This window comes from Leifsonia xyli (genome assembly GCA_001647635.1).
GTDB classification, from domain to species: Bacteria; Actinomycetota; Actinomycetes; order Actinomycetales; family Microbacteriaceae; genus Leifsonia; species Leifsonia xyli_A.
On sequence record CP014761.1, the window covers coordinates 3349237 to 3367700 of the forward strand.

At 72.2% G+C, this 18464-nt stretch carries 21 protein-coding genes and 1 pseudogene; 8 read left to right on the forward strand and 14 right to left on the reverse strand.

Annotated features, from left to right (window positions below):
• Window positions 1-34 precede the first annotated feature (34 nt).
• Together A0130_16375 and A0130_16380 are read left to right on the forward strand one after the other, a co-directional pair.
• On the forward strand, window positions 35-625 hold the full coding sequence (locus A0130_16375) for a hypothetical protein (GenBank protein ID ANF33023.1): 591 nt from the start codon (window positions 35-37) through the stop codon (window positions 623-625).
• Window positions 626-705: 80 nt separating this feature from the next.
• The gene (locus A0130_16380) at window positions 706-1737 is read left to right on the forward strand and encodes a cupin (GenBank protein ID ANF33024.1); all 1032 of its coding nucleotides are present in this window, start codon (window positions 706-708) and stop codon (window positions 1735-1737) included.
• A gap of 13 nt (window positions 1738-1750) precedes the next feature.
• On the opposite strand, the gene A0130_16385 is transcribed toward A0130_16380, so the two are convergent.
• The 4 genes from A0130_16385 to A0130_16400 form a co-directional block, all read right to left on the reverse strand.
• Window positions 1751-2461, reverse strand: a complete 711-nt coding sequence (locus tag A0130_16385; GenBank protein ANF33025.1) for a hypothetical protein — start codon at window positions 2459-2461, stop codon at window positions 1751-1753.
• Between the two features lies 1 nt (window position 2462).
• Window positions 2463-2897, reverse strand: a complete 435-nt coding sequence (locus A0130_16390; GenBank protein ID ANF33026.1) for a hypothetical protein — start codon at window positions 2895-2897, stop codon at window positions 2463-2465.
• A 167-nt stretch (window positions 2898-3064) separates the two neighbouring features.
• The gene (locus A0130_16395; protein ID ANF33027.1) at window positions 3065-4540 is read right to left on the reverse strand and encodes an MFS transporter; all 1476 of its coding nucleotides are present in this window, start codon (window positions 4538-4540) and stop codon (window positions 3065-3067) included.
• Between the two features lie 32 nt (window positions 4541-4572).
• Complete coding sequence (locus A0130_16400; protein ANF33028.1) at window positions 4573-5226, reverse strand: TetR family transcriptional regulator; 654 nt, start codon at window positions 5224-5226, stop codon at window positions 4573-4575.
• A 59-nt stretch (window positions 5227-5285) separates the two neighbouring features.
• Between A0130_16400 and A0130_16405 the strand changes: the two genes are divergently transcribed.
• The 3 genes from A0130_16405 (at window position 5286) to A0130_16415 (ending at window position 7349) form a co-directional block, all read left to right on the forward strand.
• A complete protein-coding gene (locus A0130_16405; protein ANF33029.1) occupies window positions 5286-6146 on the forward strand; it encodes a short-chain dehydrogenase/reductase in 861 nt (286 codons plus the stop codon).
• A gap of 153 nt (window positions 6147-6299) precedes the next feature.
• Entirely contained in the window at window positions 6300-6503 is a 204-nt protein-coding gene (locus A0130_16410) for a hypothetical protein (GenBank protein ANF33030.1), read from the forward strand.
• 57 nt (window positions 6504-6560) lie between these two features.
• A complete protein-coding gene (locus A0130_16415; protein ANF33031.1) occupies window positions 6561-7349 on the forward strand; it encodes an EAL domain-containing protein in 789 nt (262 codons plus the stop codon).
• A gap of 49 nt (window positions 7350-7398) precedes the next feature.
• Here A0130_16415 and A0130_16420 read toward each other — a convergent pair whose 3' ends face one another.
• Window positions 7399-7656: a hypothetical protein gene (locus A0130_16420; protein ID ANF33032.1), complete on the reverse strand. Its 258-nt coding sequence runs from the start codon at window positions 7654-7656 to the stop codon at window positions 7399-7401.
• 123 nt (window positions 7657-7779) lie between these two features.
• Here A0130_16420 and A0130_16425 point away from each other — a divergent pair, with 123 nt between their 5' ends.
• Together A0130_16425 and A0130_16430 are read left to right on the forward strand one after the other, a co-directional pair.
• Window positions 7780-8094 (forward strand): hypothetical protein, encoded by a 315-nt coding sequence (locus A0130_16425; protein ID ANF33033.1) that lies wholly within the window; start codon window positions 7780-7782, stop codon window positions 8092-8094.
• 139 nt (window positions 8095-8233) lie between these two features.
• Complete coding sequence (locus A0130_16430) at window positions 8234-8500, forward strand: hypothetical protein (protein ANF33034.1); 267 nt, start codon at window positions 8234-8236, stop codon at window positions 8498-8500.
• A 96-nt stretch (window positions 8501-8596) separates the two neighbouring features.
• Here the strand turns inward: A0130_16430 and A0130_16435 are convergent, their stop codons facing one another.
• Window positions 8597-11137 (reverse strand): hypothetical protein, encoded by a 2541-nt coding sequence (locus tag A0130_16435; protein ID ANF33035.1) that lies wholly within the window; start codon window positions 11135-11137, stop codon window positions 8597-8599.
• A 141-nt stretch (window positions 11138-11278) separates the two neighbouring features.
• Between A0130_16435 and A0130_16440 the strand changes: the two genes are divergently transcribed.
• Complete coding sequence (locus tag A0130_16440; protein ID ANF33036.1) at window positions 11279-11554, forward strand: hypothetical protein; 276 nt, start codon at window positions 11279-11281, stop codon at window positions 11552-11554.
• A gap of 19 nt (window positions 11555-11573) precedes the next feature.
• On the opposite strand, the gene A0130_16445 is transcribed toward A0130_16440, so the two are convergent.
• The 8 genes and pseudogenes from A0130_16445 to A0130_16480 all read right to left on the reverse strand — a co-directional run bounded on the left by A0130_16445 (window position 11574) and on the right by A0130_16480 (window position 18455).
• Window positions 11574-12221: an NADP oxidoreductase gene (locus A0130_16445; protein ANF33037.1), complete on the reverse strand. Its 648-nt coding sequence runs from the start codon at window positions 12219-12221 to the stop codon at window positions 11574-11576.
• A 55-nt stretch (window positions 12222-12276) separates the two neighbouring features.
• On the reverse strand, window positions 12277-13422 hold the full coding sequence (locus A0130_16450) for a hypothetical protein (protein ANF33503.1): 1146 nt from the start codon (window positions 13420-13422) through the stop codon (window positions 12277-12279).
• 41 nt (window positions 13423-13463) lie between these two features.
• Window positions 13464-14351, reverse strand: a complete 888-nt coding sequence (locus A0130_16455; GenBank protein ID ANF33038.1) for a hypothetical protein — start codon at window positions 14349-14351, stop codon at window positions 13464-13466.
• 9 nt (window positions 14352-14360) lie between these two features.
• The gene (locus tag A0130_16460; GenBank protein ID ANF33039.1) at window positions 14361-14714 is read right to left on the reverse strand and encodes a hypothetical protein; all 354 of its coding nucleotides are present in this window, start codon (window positions 14712-14714) and stop codon (window positions 14361-14363) included.
• Window positions 14701-15315, reverse strand: coding sequence for a hypothetical protein (locus A0130_16465; GenBank protein ANF33040.1), 615 nt, complete (start codon window positions 15313-15315; stop codon window positions 14701-14703). Before A0130_16465 ends, A0130_16460 begins: the two co-directional genes overlap by 14 nt.
• A gap of 119 nt (window positions 15316-15434) precedes the next feature.
• The gene (locus A0130_16470) at window positions 15435-16115 is read right to left on the reverse strand and encodes a hypothetical protein (GenBank protein ANF33041.1); all 681 of its coding nucleotides are present in this window, start codon (window positions 16113-16115) and stop codon (window positions 15435-15437) included.
• Window positions 16112-17379 (reverse strand): annotated as a pseudogene (locus A0130_16475) (hypothetical protein). Before A0130_16475 ends, A0130_16470 begins: the two are co-directional and overlap by 4 nt.
• Window positions 17373-18455, reverse strand: coding sequence for a hypothetical protein (locus tag A0130_16480; protein ANF33042.1), 1083 nt, complete (start codon window positions 18453-18455; stop codon window positions 17373-17375). The pseudogene A0130_16475 and the gene A0130_16480 overlap by 7 nt, the downstream one beginning before the upstream one ends.
• Between the last annotated feature and the right edge of the window lie 9 nt (window positions 18456-18464).

An 18464-nucleotide genomic window follows, 5' to 3' on the forward strand; every position in this document is an offset into this window, starting at 1 on the left:
GGGCTCTGTCGGCGGTCGCCCGTAGGATCGCGGCATGGCCGACGACGCACCCGCACCGGAGCAGCTCGTGGTCGCCGATCAGGCGGCCTGGCGGGCGTGGCTCGACGAGAACGAGACGACGTCCGACGGCGTGTGGCTCGTGCTGGCCAAGAAGGGCGTCAGCGATCCGACCAGCCTCACATACCAGGAGGCGCTCATCGAAGCGCTGTGCAGTGGGTGGATCGACGGGCAGCGCAAGTCGCGCGACGACACGACCTTCGTGCAGCGGTATACGCCGCGACGCAAGACCTCGCTGTGGTCGGAGCGCAACATCGGCATCGTCGAGACGCTGATCGCCGAGGGGCGGATGCGGGCCGCCGGCCAGGCGGAGATCGAGCGCGCCAAGGCGGACGGCCGCTGGGAGCGTGCCTACAGCGGCGCCGCGAAGATCGGCATGCACGACGCCCTCGCCGCCGCGCTGGCCGCATCCCCGGAGGCGACGGCGACCTTCGAGCGGCTGAACGCCCAGAACCGGTACGCCGTCCTGTGGCGCGTGAACACCGCGCCCAGCGAGACCAGCCGGGCCAACCGGCTCGCGAAGCTCATCGGGATGCTGGAGCGCGGCGAGACGCCATACCCGCAGTGATCCTCTCGACGCAAGCGTTGTCCTCCGCCGTCGGCGGCCCCTAGCGTGGCGCTGAAGCCGCTCACCGAAGGGAAACCCGCATGCCCACGACCTCGCCGCACGTCGCCTCTCTGATCGATTCGGCCGACACCTACGAGAACGACTTCGGTCGCATCTCGCAGCTCACCGCCGACGACTTCCCGATCCTGAAGCGGATGTCGCTCAAGCGGATCGTGCTGGAGCCCGGCGGGGTGCGCGAGCCGCAGTGGAACGTCAACGCCAACCAGATCGCCTACGTCGTGCGCGGCACCGTCCTCGTCTCCATGCTCGCGAACGCCGACGAATTCGCGAGCTTCGTCGTCCAGCCGGGGCAGATGTACCACGTGGCGTCCGGTGCGATCTACCACATCGAGAACGTGGGGGACGGGACGGCCGAGATCATCGCGTCCCTCCGCACAGCCCGCCCCGCGCACTTCTCCCTCCAGAACAGCTTCAACGCGATGACGGACGCCGTGCTCGGCAACACCTACGACCTCCCGTCGTCGGCGTTCGCCGCCTTCGACCGGCACGACGCCCAGCAGATCGTCCGGCGCGAGGGGACGGCGCGCATCCCGGACACCGCGGGCCTGCCGAACGCGCACCTGTTCGACCTGGCCGGCCAGAACCCTCCGCTCTCGTATGACTACGGCAATGCCCGCCTCGGCCGCAAGCAGTTCTGGGCGGCCCTCGACGACCTCTCGATGTACTCGCTGGAGGTGGCGAACACGGGGATGCGCGAGCCGCACTGGCACCCGGTCACGGCCGAGCTCGGGTACGTGCAGAGCGGGCACGCCCGCATGACGGTGCTCGACCCGGACGGCACGCTCGACACCTACGAGCTGGAGCCCGGCAATGCGTACTTCATCCCGCGCGCGTACCCCCATCACATCGAGGCGCTGGGGGAGGAGGGGATCCACTTCCTGATCTTCTTCGACCAGCCGACGCCGGGCGACATCGGCTATCGGGCGACCGCTTCGGCGTTCTCGCGCGAGGTGCTGTCGGCCGCGTTCGGGGTCCCGGAGGCGCAGCTGCCGCGGTTCCCGTTCACTCCGGTCGACCCCCTGATCGTCGGACGGACGAACCCGATCGACTAGAGAACCGCCGGCGTCAGCCCGTCGTCAGGCCGCGGAGCGCAGCGGTCGTCGACCCGAAGTCGACGTGGATGTGCGTGCAGTAGTCCGCGAATCGCGAGATGTTCGCGAGCGGCGGCATCCAGTAGGCGCCGCAGCCGTCGCTGCCCGCGGCCTGTCCGGCGCGCGACCCCGACGGCATGAACGAGTCGAGGAACGGCAGCAGCACGTTCGTCGACACGTCGTTGCCGCGCGTGCGGCCGCCGCCGATCCAGGTGAGATCCATCGCGTTCGGCGCGCCGGCCGGCGTGCAGTGCCGCGACGTCGGGTTGCTCGCGCAGGTGGCCACTCCGTCGTTGGCGCAGTGCCGGTTGAGGTCGCTCACCTGCACTGATCCGTAGTTGCGGATCACGATGATCAGCGTCTGCAGCGTCCTGAGGTCGATGTTGCACTGCGGCGTCGTGCCGATCGTGCCGTCGGCGATCGGCTGCAGCTCGTTCGGGATGATGTCGCGCTCGGCCCACTCGATGATGAGCTGCCCCGAGGCGTTGTAGTCGAGCAGCTTCTGCGCGGCCGCCTGCGGCGTCGACGGCACGTTGACGCAGGTCTCGACGCACTGGCTCTCGGCGGGCTGCGAGAGCCAGGCCTGGGCCGGCGCGGCGGGGGAGGCGGCCGTCGCGGCGCCCGCCACCAGCGCGACGACGAGCAGCAGCGCAGCGCGGAACACGGTCCGTGGGGAGCGTCGCATATCAGTCCTGGCTCACCGTGACGCCGGCGAGGGTGAAGCAGTCATGGGCGGCGGCGGTGGAGGAGTCGACGGTCTTCTGCGGACCGACTCCGGTCTGCGGGTCGATGGGATGCGTCCGGATGAACTCGAGGTCGGTCGCGAGCGGCTGCCACACGCCGTCTGCGCCGGCCGCCTGCGCCGCCAGGGGAGCGGCCGTCGCGACGCGGTCCGCGGCGAAGCCGTCGGCGATCGTCTCGCACGCCTGGACCGCGAGCGCCTTCGCCGCGGCGGGGTCGTGGGGAGCGGGCGCTGTCGCGGGGGATCGGCGACGGGGGTCCCGGTGGCCGCGGGAGTCGGTGTCGCCGTGGGAGTGGCCGTCGCCGTCGCGAGCGGGGTGGCGGTCAGCGGGGCATCGCTCCCGAGGGCCGCGGACGGATTGCCGAACTTGCCCGCGCACCCGGTCAGCGCAACGAGGAGCAGCAGGCCGGACGCCGCACCGGCGACGAAGGGCGCGCGGCGGCGCACTGTGTGCGAGAGCATCGGACCCCCATCCCGAGCGGCTGAATACAGGTTCAGGCTACGGGGAGGCCGGCCGCTTGCCTGGGAGTGACGCGCCAGCCGTGCTCAGACGCCGCGTTTGCCGGCCTTGTGGCGTTCGCGCAGATCCACCAGCCCGACGATCAGGGCGACCGCGAGCAGACCGAGGGTCATCAGGTATCCGCTGCGCACCGCGTCGTGGTACTGCGCGACCGGATGCGACCCTCCGCCCGGGACGGTCGCGAAGAACACCGCCGTCACCAGCGCGATCCCGACGGCCGTCCCGATCCGCTGCCCGAGCTGCGCGATCGACCCGGCCGCGCTGCCCTCCTCCGGCGGGATCTCGGACAGTGTCAGCGTCTGATTCGGCGAGATGACGAACCCGCCGCCGATGCCGCCGATCAGCGTCGACCCGGCCATGAACCACGCCGCCGTGGAGGGCGGCGCCAGGGTCGCGGACGCCAGCAGTGCGCCGATGCCGACGATGACGATGACGAGGCCGGTCACCACCAGCGCCCGACCGAATCTCTGCACCAGCCGGCCACCGACGAATGCAGAGACGGCGGCGCCGAGCGCGAACGGAACGCTGACCAGCCCCGCGGCGAGCGGCTGCGCGTGCAGCCCCTCCTGCAGGTAGAGCGTGGTCACCAGGAAGCTCGCCGGGAGCCCGGCGAAGTACACCGCGGCGATCAGCAGGCCGTTGCGATAGGACGCGATGCGGAACAGCTCGAGGTGCACGATCGGCGACAGGCCGCGCCGCCGGTACGCACGCTCCCAGAGCAGGAACGCCGCCCCCGCGACGACGAACGCGATCAGCCACAGCCAGCGCTTCGGGTCGTCGGTCGAGGAGCCCGTGGTGAGCAGGAACGGCAGCATCAGGCCCAGGATGGACACGGCGAGGAGCACGAGGCCGATCGGGTCGAGCTGCGTCCCGCCCTGCCCCCGGTCCTGGCGGTTCGGCAGGTAGCGCAGAGCGAAGAACAGCGCGATCGCGCCGCACGGCACGTTGAACCAGAACAGCAGCCTCCAGCCCTCCGTCGCGCCGCCGATGGCGATCAGCGAGCCGGCGAGGGTCGGCCCGATCGCCGTCGCGATGCCGACCATCGCGCCGAAGACGCCGAACGCGCGCCCGCGCTCCTCTCCTCGGTAGAGCTGTTGGATCATCCCGAGCACCTGCGGCATCTGGACGCCCGCCGCGGCCCCCTGGAGGAAGCGGGTGACGGTCAGCCAGACGATGCCGGGCGCCAGGGCGCACAGCGCACTGGCGAGGCTGAACCCGATGAGCCCGATGACGAACATGGCCTTGCGCGACCGCGTGTCGCCGAGCCTCCCGGAGGGGATCAGGGTGAGGCCGAACGCGAGGGCGTACCCGGCGACGATCAGCTGCAGCTGGGTCGAGTCGGCGTGGAGCGAGCGCTGGATGGATGGCAGCGCCACGTTCACCCCCGACAGGTCGAGGATGGTCAGCGCGCCGACCGCGATGCAGACGGCGAAAGCGGGTGTGCGGCCGGACCGCTCGCCGCGGCGGCCGGTCGACGTGGAGGCGGTGGTGGCGTCGGTCACGCCGACACCGTACGCCCGGCGCCTCCTGCGGTTCAGCCCGCCAGAGCCCCCGTCAGGTAAGCAGTGAGGATGCGGTGCAGCCGCGGTTCGAGGGCGACGAGCGCGTGCCCGAGCCGGGGGTCGGAGCGGTACAGCTCCGCGATCGGCGCCGGCGGCGTGGAGATCTGCCAGAACGTGCCCGCCAGAGAGGTCGCGGCGGCGACGAGGTCGCGCGCCGCCGGGTCCGAGAGGTCGGGCAGCGCCTCTCGGACCGCCTCGGCGATCCGGGCCAGGTTCTCGCCGGTGGTCAGCTTGAAGGTGCGGACCGCGTCCACCGACACGTTGCGCTCGAGGTTGAGCGGCGCCTGCGCGAGCAGATCGCAGAACGCTCCCCGCGCGGCGAGCGTCTGTGCGAAGGCGGCGGCCACGCCGGAGGGAGTGGAGGCGGTGCGAATGCGGTCGCACAGCACCGGAGTCCACTCCCGCCAGCCGTCGGCGGTCAGCCGGAGGAAGATCTCCTCCCGCGTCTCGAAGTAGCGCAGCATGGCCGACTTGTGCATCCCGACCGCGTCGGCGATGTCGGTGAGGGTGATCTCGCGGATGCCGCGGTCCGACGCGAGCGCCCGGGCCGCATCGAGGATGGCCTGCTCGCGGGCGGCCTTGGCCTCGGCGGAGCGGGCCCGCTGGAAGGTGTCGGCGGAGCTCATGAGCCCAGCTTAGCGCAACCGAGTTGCATTACTTAGCGAAACGGTGTTTCATTAACGTCATGGAACAGACATGGTTCATCACAGGGTCCTCGCGCGGCTTCGGCCGCGCCTTAGTCATCGCCGCCCTCCAGGCCGGCGATCGGGTCGCCGCCACCGCACGCCGGCCGGAACAGCTCGACGACCTCGTCGCCGAGTACGGCGACCGCATCCTCCCGCTCGCCCTTGACGTCACCGACGCGGCTCGCGCCGCTGCGTCACTCGCGGAGGCGCGCGAGCGCTTCGGCCGCATCGACGTCATCGTGAACAACGCCGGCTACGCCAACGTCGCGCCGATCGAGACGGCCGACGACGCCGACGTCCGCACGCAGTTCGAGACCAACTTCTGGGGCGTCTACAACGTCAGCAAGGCCGCCATCCCCCTGCTGCGCGCACAGGGCGGCGGGCTGGTCATCCAGTTCTCGTCCGTCGGCGGCCGCGTCGGCGGTTCCCCGGGCATCGCCTCGTACCAGGCGGCCAAGTTCGCGATCGACGGCTTCAGCCGCGTCCTCCGCGCCGAGGCCGCGCCGTTCGGGGTGAAGGTGCTCGTCGTGGAACCGAGCGGCTTCCGGACGGACTGGGCGGGCGCCTCGATGGAGGTGCACGACATCCCGGAGCAGTACGAGCAGACCGTCGGCCTCATGAACGCGCGGGTCCGGCAGAGCGGGAGCGCGCCGGCCGGCGACCCGGTCCGCGCCGCCGAGATCCTCGTCGCCGTCGCCAAGCGCGACGACATCCCGACCAACCTCCCGCTCGGCGTCAACGCGAGCGAGATGAGCGTCGCCCAGGACCGCCGCCTCCTCGCCTCCGACCTGGCCTGGGCGCCGGTCAGCCGCTCGGCGGACGCCGACCAGCCCTATCCCGCGGAGCTCCCCGCCGCGTAGGGTCGGGACGCCTGGGGCCGGCCGCCGGGCGACGAGGAGCCGGACGGCCGGCTGGTGACGATTCGGTAAACACGGCAGGTGGTGTCTCCCCGGCGGGGTGCCGGGTCGATATAGTCCGACCCGTACGAAGGCCTTCGGACGGGGGATGAGGCCATGCAAGGACTGTCATCGGCGGGAGCCTTCGCCGCGGCGATCGCGCTGGCGGCGATCGTGCTGGCGTTCGCGCCGGTCGGGACCGCCATCGAGCCTGCCGTCGTCGCGGTGGACCTGGTGGTCGCGGTCGTCGCGGGGGCGGCGGCGGCGACCTTTCTGGCTATCGCGGGAGGCGTGCGGCATCGCCGACGCCGGGCGCGCTAGCGGGTGGAGGGTGGTTTACGCAAGGGGTCGGCTGAAAAGTTGACAACCCTCCCGCCCATGGGGACCATCGGAAAGATGACGTTGGTGGACGGGACCCTCGAGGACTTCGCCCGCGATCTCGAGATCGCGCTGGCGCAGCGCCAGGTTCTTGCTGCCTATCAGCCGCAAGTCGCGGTCGCCGACGGCTCCGTGGTGGGCGTCGAGGCGCTGGCCCGCTGGACGCATCCCGCGCGGGGGCCCATCGCTCCCGATGTCTTCGTCGACGTCGCCCAGAAGACCGGCCTGCTGCCGCTCCTCACCGCGCGCATCATCTCAGACGTGACCTCCGAGTACGTGCCCGGCTGCGTTATCGACGTCGCCGTCAACGTCTCGGCCACCCAGCTCGAGGACCCGTCGCTCTACGACATGTTCGACGGAGCATTCGCGACCGGCCGCTGCGATCCGAACACGCTGGTCGTCGAGGTCACCGAGAGTCACAGCATCGAGCACCCCGAGCGCGTAGCGGCTCCGCTGGAGGCGCTGGCCGCCCGCGGCGTCACGATCTCGGTGGACGACTTCGGCACCGGGCACTCGTCGTTCGCCCGGGTGGAGTCGCTGCACGCCCGAGAGCTGAAGCTCGACCGCAGCCTGGTGCAGGACGACGACCGGGTCCGCGAAGTCGCGCAGATCATCACCGAGGCGCACCGCCGCGGCATCCGGGTCGTCGGTGAGGGCGTCGAGGATCAGCTCCAGTTCGACCGCCTGGCCGACGCGGGATGCGACCGCGCTCAGGGCTACTGGATCTCGAAGCCCCAGCCGGCCACCGCACTGCGGTCCTGGTACCGGGCCCGCACCAAGCGCTCCTGAGACGACGAATGCGCGCGACCTCGTGGAGGTCGCGCGCATCCTCGATGCTTCAGAGCGCGTCGAACGAGTCGATGTCGACGCGCGGCTCCTCCTGGCGCGCAGCGGGCGGGTCGACCTCGATCTGCGCCCACGTCACGGGCATGCCCGGGGAGAACAGCACGTCGACGCCGGGCCCCCCGCGCAGCGGCGGGATGGTGACGTAGCCGCCGCCGGCGCGCACGGCCTCCAGGATCTTCCCGCGCAGGTCGTCCACCGGATCGGGCAGGAAGTAGTCCTTTCCATCGACCGTGAGGCGGTGAACGATCATGCCGTGATTCCTTTCATCGGGTTACGAAAAACTCTATCGCGCGGTCACGATACACCTGTATCGGGCGCGTATATGCTTCGGTGAGCACAGAACGCGCGCCAACCCGAAACACGAAAGGCACCCGTGGGCACCCTCCGCTACGACGGCGAAAGCTACGAACTCGATGACCGTCTGCTCTTCCACATCCAGATCGCGGTCAGTACCAAGCTGCGTCGCGGCGAGAACTTCTTCCTCACCTGGCCGGTCCCCGCGGAGCTCGGGAGCGGCCGTCACACCATCTGGGTCGACAACGGCGTCCCCCTGCACATCTTCTTCTCCGGATCGAAGGTCCCGACGCTCAACAAGGACTGGATCGAGGCCATGATCCAGACCGGCGCCCGCGCCTCCGGGATGGTCGTGATGGAGGAGTCGGAGCTGCGTCCGCCGTCCCAGCGATGACGCTGGGCCACCGCTTATAGCGGATGATCTGAGGGAAAACAAGGCCCCGCCATTTTCTTGCTTCGTTTCGTGGATAGTTCGATCATCTGAATAGATCTTGCGATCGACCCCGGACGGAAGAGAAGTAAGGAAAAGGACCATGGCCGAGCAGCTCGCCGACATCATCGATCTCCCCACCGAGTACGTCACGTGGCACTCGCCTGCGGAGGCGCTGTGGGTGGCCTCGACCCCGACCGCCTACGTCGGCATGGTGGACCGCAACCACGACGGTTTCGTCGCCACCGACTGCACCGGCCGCGAGCTGGGCGTGTACGCGACGCAGGAGTCGGCACGGGTCGCCGTGTACGGCGCCTGGGTGTCGCCGGCCCGCGCCGAGGAGACCTCGGAGCACGCGCTCATCGCCTGACCCTCAGACCATCCCGGCCGGCGTTTCGGGTGCGCCCACCGGGATCTGGCGGAACCCCGGCACCGTTCTGGTGCCGGGGTTCCAACGTTCAAGCGGTCAGTTGATCGCGGGCTCGGTCAGCGCCTCCGCCACCGCCTGCTCCACCCCGAGCTCGCGGCCCTCCGCGACCGCCGCGGCGAGGCGTCCGGGAGCCGTGACCGCGGCCAGCCGATCCAGGTAGCGCTGGTGGAAGGTGAAGGTCGGCCCGTTGTGCGTGCCCGACCGCTCGCGGAGCGCGTGGGCCGCCCCGGCGAGGCGTCCGGCCCGGTCCACGTCGCCGGCGAGCGCGGCGACCGCGGCCAGTCCTTCGAGGCCGTACGCGATGCCCTCTATGTGGCCGAGCGAGGTGGAGAGCGTGACGCTGAGGGCGAAGTCTTTGCGCGCGTCCTCGGGCGAGCCGAGCAGGAGGTGCGCCCAGCCTAGGTGGTACGCGGCGATCCGGCCGCCGACGGCGTCCCCGCTGCGCTGCGTCAGGGCGAGGGACTCGTCGAAGCGCTCGAAGGCGGTGTGGAGATGCTGCTGCAGGAGGGCCACGCGGCCGAGCAGGACGAGCGCCATCGACTCGCCCCAGCCGTCGCCGGTCTCGCGGAACAGCGCCAGGCTGCGGTCCATCACCTCGCCCGCGCGGGCGGTGTCGGGCTTCTCGCCCGCCATGAGTGCGAGGGCCAGGGAGATCATGGCCATCGCCTCGCCGGAGCGGTCGTCGCACCGGCGGAACAGGTCGGCGGCCTCCGACAGGTCGGCGGCTACCCGGCCGTCCGGGTCCTTCCAGAACCGGATCGTGCGAGTGAAGTACAGCGCGATGGCGCGCGTGCGGTCCTGCAGGGTGTCGCCGGACTCGAGCGGCTCGTCCATCCAGGTGCGCACCTCGCCGAGCAGCCCGGTCACCCAGAAGTAGAGGAACAGCGGGAAGGCGAGCTGAGCCGCGCGGTCCCAGTCGCGGGCGTCCAGAAGGTAGCGCTCGGCAGCCCGCAGATTGTCGCGCTCGTCGCCGAGCCGCTGCATCCACTCGCGTTGCCCGCCGGCCTTGAGCGGCAGTCGCGCCCGCGCTCCGAGGTCGATGAAGTACCGCGCGTGCGCCTCCCGCGCGCTGTCGAGCTCGCCGTCGGTCGCCAGCTGCTCACGGGCGTACTCGCGCACGATCGCCTGCATCGTGAAGCGCGGGCGGTCGTCGCTGTCGTGCTGCGAGACCAGGCTGGAGTCGATCAGCACCGCGAGCTCGCTCAGCACGTCCATCCCGTCGCCGTCGCCGACCGACTCGGCCGCCTCCAGGGTGAAACCGCCCTCGAAGACGCCGAGCCGCGCCAGCATGCGACGCTGGTCGGGAGTCAGCAGCTGCGTGCTCCACTCGATGGTGCGCCGGATCGTCTGCTGCCGTTCCGGGAGGTCGCGGGAGCCGCCCACGAGCACCGACAACCGGCGGTCGAGGCGCTCCAGCAGCTCGGCGGGGGAGAGGACCCGGATGCGGGCCGCGGCGAGCTCGATCGCGAGCGGGGCGCCGTCGAGGGCGGCGCAGACCCGGGCGACCGCGTCCTGGTTCTCCGGCGTGATCTCGAAGTCGGGCTTCACCGCGTGTGCGCGCTCGACGAAGAGGTTCACCGCCGAGTCCTCGGCCAGCGGCCCCACCTCGTAGCTCTGCTCCGCACTCACTCGCAGCAGGGAGCGGCTGGTGACGAGGATGGAGAGGCCGGGCGCGGCGGCGAGCAGCCCGGTCAGCTGGGGGGCCGCGTCCAGTACCTGCTCGAAGTTGTCGAGCACGAGCAGGATGCGGCGGTCGCGCAACGCGGTGACCAGGTTGTCCAGGATGGGCGCGTCGCCGGTGTCGCGCACGCCGAGCGCCTGCGCGATCCGGTTGGGCACCCGCTGCGGGTCGTGGACGGCCGAGAGGTCGACGAAGACGGCGCCGTCCTCGAAGTCCTGCGCGGCGGCGCGGGCCGCCGCGATGGCCAGCCGGCTCTTCCCGATGCCGCCGGGACCGGCCAGCGTCACGAACCGGGTGCCGTGCCGCAGCCGGTCCACGATCGAGGCGATGTCGTCGTCGCGCCCGACCAGCCCGGTGAGCGGCACCGGCAGGCGCACCGGCTCGACCACGCGGTCGGCATCGCTGGCCACGTCGGCGGTGACGGCGGCCCGGCTCATGTCGAAGCGCTCGGCGAGAAGCGTGGCGAGGTCGTTCTCGATGAGGCTCGTCAGCTCCTTCGGCGTCTCGAAGTACTTGTAGGCGGCGCGGTCGTCGTCCCGGATGCGCGCGAGCAGGGTCGCCAGCTTCGGCTCTCGGTTGTCGGCGGGGCTCTTCACGTAGAGGAGGCGCGGCAGCTCGGGCGGGCAGAGGTTGTACTCGTCCTCGAGTCCGGACACCTCCTCGTCCGGGGCGGTCCAGCCGTAGCGCTCCCAGTAGAGGCCGACGAACACGTCGCTCTGCTCCAGATAGGCCCGGTAGAGCTCGCGCGGGGGATGGGGACGAGCGCCTAGCTCGAACATCACAGGTGCGAGGTGGAGGCGTTCGATGGCCGTCCGGGCGGCCCGCCGCTCGGCGGCGAGCTCCTGGAGCGTTGAGGAGACGAAGATCCGGAGCCGCTGGTCCGGCGTGCGGATCACGTGAGGACTGCTCATGTAACGTCATTCTGTTGCGTTCGCATGCGCTTGTACAGAGGTTTGTGCGCGCGGCGCCTATAACACGGCCGCCGTACGCAGCACAAGGCTCTACTGCCGCCCTCCGGATGGGCGTTTGCTAGGCATGTGAAAGAAATCGCCTGGTACGTCCTCGGATTCTCCGCCGCTGTCTGCGCGCTGGCGGTCGGGCTGCTCCTGGCACCGGAAGCGGGCGACGCCCGCGAGGCGTCGGGAGGGCTGCTGCAGCACCTCACGCCCACCGAATGGGCCGACCTCGTCGTCGCGCTCCTGTTCGGGCTGACCGCCTTCGTCAGCGGAAGCTACCTGACCTCGCGTGCGGCCGCCGAGTCCGACGACGCCGTGGTGACGGTGGAGCTCCTTCCGGCCGAGTCGGCCGCCTGAACCCCACCGCCGCCTCGCGTCACATGTCGCGGTAGCGCTTCGCCGCCGCCAGCGCCTCGCGCAGCTCCGCCGCGTCGTAGCGCTTCACGTACGCAGGGGTGTCGCGCTGAGCGCGCCATCCCTCCGACAGCTCGCCGATGTCCACCGGGTCGAACCCGAACTCGTCGATGAGCTCGGCGACCCGCTCGCGCGCACCCGCGTCGTCGCCGGCGACGATGAGGGCGCGGCGGCCCTCGGTGCCGGCCGGCTGGCTCTGGCTGGTGAGCTCCCGGGCGCCGATGTGGTTGAAGGCCTTCACGACCTTGGACGTCGGGAGCACCTTCTGCAGGCGCTCGGCGACGGTCGTCGACTCGTCGTCCAGTTCCGCGATGTGGCCGTCGCGGTGCGGGTAGTAGTTGTTGGTGTCGATGACGATCTTGCCGGCGAGCTCCTCGACCGGAAGGGTGGCCTCCGCGGCGAGCGGGGTGGTCACCACGACGATGTCGCCCGCGGCGGCCGCTTCGGCGGGGGTCGCCGCGCGGGCGTGCTCGCCGAGCTCGTCGACGAGTCCCTGCAGGGTCTCGGGGCCGCGGGAGTTGCTGAGCACCACGTCGTAGCCGCGCGCGACCGCGAGGCGCGCAAGCTGGGATCCGATGTGGCCTGAACCGATGAGTCCGATAGTGGTCATGCGTGTGGCAACCGCGGTCGCCGTCACCGGATTCCCTCGCGTGGTGAGAGTCCGCTCAGCCGCAGAGCCCGACTCCAGCCGAGGTGAGGATCACCGTGCGGTTCTGCTCCGCCAGCGCGTCCGAGTACGCGCCCGACGCATCCGTCTCGGCCTTCCAGCCGCACCACTCGTAGCCGACCCCCGCGGTCTGCAGCGACGCGGCGGGCACGCCGAGCGCGACGAGCGCCGCCTTGACCGCATTCGCCCGACGCAACGACAGGGCAGTGTCGGCGGCGTTGTCCTTCGCCTGGTCCTTGGAGGCGGTCCCGGTGATCGTCACGGTCTTGCCGTTCTGCTCGATGGCGGGCACCAGGGTGGCGAGCACCTTCTGCGCGGCGGCCGGGTCGGAGAAGTTCGCGGTGTCCTTCGTGAACAGCAGGTCGCTGTTGCGGATGACGACGGGCTTCGTCCAGTCGGTCTTGGTCGCGACCGCCTCGACCGTCACCGGCGTGACGGCGGGGAGGGACGCGGCGGCGGTTCCCGACGCGGGCTCCGGCAGCAGCGAGAGGGTGCCGCCCGCGGCCGTGATGACCCTCGACCAGATCGCCTCGAGGTTGCTGCGCGCGGGGACGGTGAGCGGCTGCTGCGCGCCCGCGACGTCGCCCATCCCGGACCAGTAGACGGTGACGCCCTTCAGATCGGAGGGGAGGAGGTTGCGCGCGGTGAGATCGGCCACGACCTGTGCCGGGTCGGCGTAGAGCAGGCCGGTGCCGGCGAAGTTCAGCGGGTCGGTCGTCTGGAGGCCGCTGCCGACGACGATGACGCCCATCGGGTCGCTGCCGAGGTTGCGGGCGGCCTGGTCGATCGCGCCGAGGAAGTCGACCTCCGGCGCGGCTGCCTTGAGCCCGTCGATGTACGACGTGATCTGGGTCAGCTTCGTGCGCTGGTCGTTCTGGCAGACGATCGCATCCTGCGCCGACGAGCCGAGGGCCGTCGTGCCCATGACCTGCGGGGTGCCGGAGGGCACGACGACCGTCACGGACCCGTTCGTCTTGCCCGCCGCCTCCAGCTGCGAGGAGGCGGATGCAGGCAGGGCGACCGCGGGCGCATTGGCGGTGCTGCCGGCGACGACGCCGAGGTTGCGCTTGTGCGACTGGTCGCACGCCTCGCCGGAGGCGGTGGCCGGCGTGCACGCGGTGAGGCCGGCGGTGATCGCGACCAGGGCGGCCGCGGCGGCGAGCAGGCGTGGGCGGAGGCGCGGACTCACTGGGCGCCTCCGCTCGGCGCGGCCGGCGCGGTCGGCGGCAGCGGGGGCACGACGTCCGGCGCCTCGACAATGCGGTGGGACCGCAGTTCGCGGATGATCTGGCTGGTGCTCTCCGGGTCGCGTTCGCGTTGCGCCAGGCGGGTGGCGAGCTGGGCGCGCACCACATCCATCCGGGAGTGGAACGTGACGCGGGCGCCCGTGTACCGCACGACGTCGTGCGCGTCGAGCAGCAGGGCGGAACGGGTGCGCTCCTGTGCGGCGACGGCCTCGCCGAGCAGGCGGTCCCGGTGCACGCGGAGTCGCGCGGCGTGGGCATGGGCCTTCTCCGCGGCGGTCAGCAGAGGCCGGGTGGTGAGCCACGCGACGACGAAGCTGATCGCGCCGGAGGTGACGAGCACGCCGAGCATGAGGAACGCCATGATCGTGTCGGGGGCGGTCCACGAGAAGCCCGCGGGCGCGGCGGTCTGCGAGCCGCCGACCAGGCCGGTGAGGCCGCCGGCGCTCTGCGCGTCGATGCCCGCCTTGATCCGGGCGATGGTGATCGCCGCGAGGATGGCCGCCCAGACGAGCGCGAGCACGATCGAGACCGCGATCCACCGGCGCGACATCACCCCGGCCTGCACGCGACGCAGCAGGATGGCGGTCACATGCGGCAGGGTCACGACGGCGAGCGAGATGCCCAGGGTGATGACGTACATCTGCACGCCGATGGAGCCGTACTGGCTGTCGTTGCGCAGCAGCAGGGTCAGCGCCTGCGCGAGCAGGATGTAGTCCACCGCGATCATGGCGACCAGCAGCACGTAGACGAGCACGTGGGCGAGCGGGGAGACGTGCCCGACGCGGGGGCGCATCCGGGGAGGGCGGGTGACGATGTCGCGAGCCATGGCGTCCTCTCAGGCGTAGGTGTGGAAGTCGGGGTCGTGTCCGGCGAGCTTGGCGTCGAGTCGCTCGGCGTCGACGTCCGCGCGGCGGATGTCCGTCTCGACCCGGTCGAGGGCGCGGCGGATCAGCTCCTCGCGCGCCTGCGCCTCCGCCACGCGGGCGGACGCGGCGGCGACGTTACGGGTGCGCTGCCGTTCCAAGTCGGCGACGCCGGCGCGCTCGAAGGCGGCGAGCTCGTGCTCGAACACCTCCAGCGTCTCGACGTCGACCGCGTGGCGCATGCGGCGCAGGCGCCAGAGCAGGCGGCGGCGCAGGCCGCCGGTGCGGGGGACGCGGTAGTCCTTGAGTCGTTCACGCCGGGGCATCGGTCCTCCTGGGGTCGGTCTCGTGCGGGGCGATCGGATGCAGAGCATCGACGGTGGTGCCGCGCGACGACAGCCAGCCGGCGCGGCGGATCGGGGCGGGCTGCGCGGCGACGCGCCCGGAGGTGGCCCGCCGCAGCGCGCCCCAGTAGACGGCGGTCCGTTCGTCGGTGCGGTCGAACCTCCGTGCGGCGCGGAGCTGGGCGGCGGTGAAGCGGGCGTTGATGAGCGCGCTCAGTCGGTCGGCCCGGCGATGGGCGCGGCGGATGCGCCGCTCCAGGCGACGGAGCTCCTCGAACGCGGGCCCCTGTCCCTCCGCGACCCGCAGCCGGTCCGTCTCGGGAAGGCGCTCCAGCCGGTCGTCGTAGGCGTCGAGATCGGCGCGCAGCTCCGCGCTCAGCACCCGGTGCTCGGTCAGCTCGCCGCGCATGTCGCGGAAGAAGCGCTGCTCCTCGCGCCGGGCGTACGCATCGGCGCGGGCCTGGAGTGCGGCGACCGTGGGCGTCGTCGTCTCGGGGCCGGCGGCGGGCGCGTCGTGCACGGCCGCCGCGTCGCTCCGCGCCTGCCGGGACAGGCGCCAGCGGGCGAACGGCCCCGTCCTCACCGGGCCTCCGGGTCTCGCTGCGTCATAACGGGGGAGCGTAGGGAGCGGGCCTGTGCGTCGGCTAGGTAGCGGTCGAAGGAACCCCGAACGTGACCGAACCGTGACCCGGGCCCGACGCCTCAGCCGGCTTCGACGGCGAGGGCCTCGAGGTAGCCGGCGTAGCCGCGCGGAGCGCGGCCGGAGAGGCGCGCGGAGGTGACGACCGGCTCCCGCTCGGAGGACAGGACGACGGCTCCGGACGCGCGCAGGCGCTCGGCCAGGTCGACGTCCTCCGCGGTGTCCAGCGGCGAGAACCCGCCCGCCGCGCGGTAGGCCGAGGCCCGCATCCCGAGATTCGCGCCGTGGACGTGGCCGAGTGTCGCGCCCGGCGGATGGCCGTCGAGCCACACCCGGCGGCGCACGGGGTCGAGATCGTCGAGCACCGGCACGACCGCGCCGATGTACCCGTCGGCCCGGGTCGCGGCGCGCAGGTGCTCCGCGAGCCAGCCGTCGGGCACCCTGCTGTCGGCGTCGGTAAAGGCCAGCCAAAGGCCATCGGTGTCGTTCGCCGCGAGGGCCGACTCCACTCCGTGGGCGCGGCTGCGGCCGACGTTGCAGAAGGCGACGGTCGAGGTGCGCACCCGCGGGTGGCGCGCGGCGATCCGTGCCGAGGCGTCGGTGCACGCGTCGAGGATCAGCACGACGTCGACAGGGACGCGCACGCGATCCGCCGCGGCCTCGACCGACGCGAGGCACGCCTCCAGCGTCCCCTCCTCGTCACGCGCGGGGATGACGACGGCGATGCGGCGGATAGGCGTCACGCGAACACCTCCAGCACGAACTCCGCGTCACGGTGCACGACGACGGGGACAGGGGCGAGCTCTCCCGGAACCGCGCGTGCGCCGACGCCCCGGACTGCGCGAAGTCGTCGGCGTCGCCCTTCCAATGGCACAGCAGCACCTCGCCGCCGGGGCGGAGCGAGCCGTGGATCCGGTCGATCACCGCATCCCACTCGTCCTCGGGCAGGTAGTACGCGAACTCGGAGACGACCACGAGGTCGGCGTGGCCCGGCGGCCAGTCGTCCGGAACGCGCATCCGCTCGACCGTCACGTGCGGACGGTCGCGGAGGCGCTCCGCTGCCGTCTCGACGGCGGCGGCCGACCCGTCCACGGCCAGCAGCTCGTCGCAGCGGTCGGAGAGCACCGCCGTCGTCTCGCCGACCGAGCAGCCCAGCTCGATCGCCCGTCCATAGCGCTCGCGCGGAAGGGACGCGGCCAGCACCGCGCGCCGGCGGCGCTCGTACCAGCGCGTCCGGACCCGCCAGGGGTCGTCCCGCTCCCGGTGCATGCGCTCGAAGTGCTCGTCGGCGCCCGGCGGCGGGGCGATCAGGATCTCGCGACCCGTCACGGCGCGCTCGACGAAGCCGGGCTCCAGAACGCCGTCGGGATTCGCGCGAGTCCGCAGCTGGCTCGCGAAGCAGGACAGCGCCTCGCGCTTGCCTCGTCGGTCGGCGTCGCTCAGCGGAATGACCTGGACCCGCGGCCACGGGACGTCCTCCGGAGCGCCCCACTGCCACAGCCACACCGGGTACAGGAGGGCGCGCTCGCCGCGGTCGCGCGCCGCGGCGGCGAGCTCGCGGCCGAGCGTGCGGTGATCGCCGTGGCGGTCGCCCGTCCACGGCGCGAGGAGGAGCCGGCCGCCGCGGCCCTCCGCCGGCAGCGCGTCGAGGAGCTCGGCGATGCGCTCACGGAGCGCGGGCGCATGGTGCTTGAGCGCGCCGTCGGGCAGAGCGAGCGCCACCACGCGGTCGGGGGCGGCCGCGACGCCGAGCTCGTCGAGCGCCGCATCCAGCTCGCGCAGGCGTTCGGCCTCGTCGGCCGTCGCCACGACCACGCGGACCGTCGATCCGCCGCGCACCGCCCGGGCGATCAGGCCGCCCGCGCCGAGCGTCTCGTCGTCCGGATGCGCCGAGAAGACCACCAGCTCGGCCGGCACCTTGGCGAGAGCGGGCACCGTATCCCACTCGGTGAGCGACTCCCATGCCCGCGGGGCCGTCACGGCGACGCTCGGGTCGAAGGTCACCACCAGGCGGACTCGCCGTCCAGGCCGGGCAGGCGGTTCGCCAGGGAGACGTCGTCGCGGCCGCGGTGGTACTGGGCGGCGTACAGCTCGAGGTCGGCAGCCCGACGTGCCTGTGCCTCGTCGAAGGCGAGCGCGGCCGGTCCCAGCAGATCGCGGACGGCCGCCAGGGTGAGCGCGACTGCGTCTGCCGCGGCGCCGCGAACGGTGTGCGACAGCACCGCGGCGGCATCCCCGCCGACGCCCGCGTCGATGGCCTCGGCGGCGCGGGCCAGGTGCAGACGCGCCGCCTCAAGGGCCCGGTACAGCTCGCCGGTGCGCGCGGCGCGCAACGGGTCGTCGGAGGCCGCGGCACGGTCGGCCAGCGCACGGAAGAACGGAACGCAGCCGCCCCACCAGCAGGCGGCCACGCCGATGCCGCCCCAGCGGAAGCCCGGGCGTTCGAGATACCAGCCGGGGTCGCCGACGGGCTCGGCGGCCACGCCGTCGAAGCGCAGCGGTCCGCTCGTCACCTCGGCCAGCCCGCGGGCGACCCAGACCGCGGGCTCGGCCGTGACGCCCGGCGAGCGGAGGTCGACCGCGAACATCCGCCGGTCGTCTCCGTCGTGGGCGGTCACCAGTGCGTGCGTGAGCCGGTCGCCGAGCGAACACCACGGCTTCACGCCGGTCAGCGTCCATCCGTCCACTGTCCGCTCGGCGGCGAGGGAGGTTCCCGGGGCCTCGGCCGCGAACACGCCCCAGGTCGTGCCGGTGGGCGGGGCCGGGCGCCCCGCCTCGGCGAGGATCGCCAGGGCGTCCAGGTGCGGTTCGAGCACGCGCGCCGCCGTCACGTCCATCGCGGCGACGCGGGACAGGGCGGCGAAGCGCTCGCGCGTCCGTCCGTCGCCGGGGACCGGGACGGCGTGGGGGTCGATCGCGGCCAGCGCATCCAGGAGCGGTTCGACGCGGCCGTCCGACGTCTCGGCCGCAGCCTCGTACGTCGCCAGGCCCGCGGGCGCGATCGTCGTCATGTCACCCACACTCCCACCGAGCACTCCGGGCGGCGAGGGCCTTGACGGGCGACGGAGGAGCCGGTCGTCCACCGCGGATAG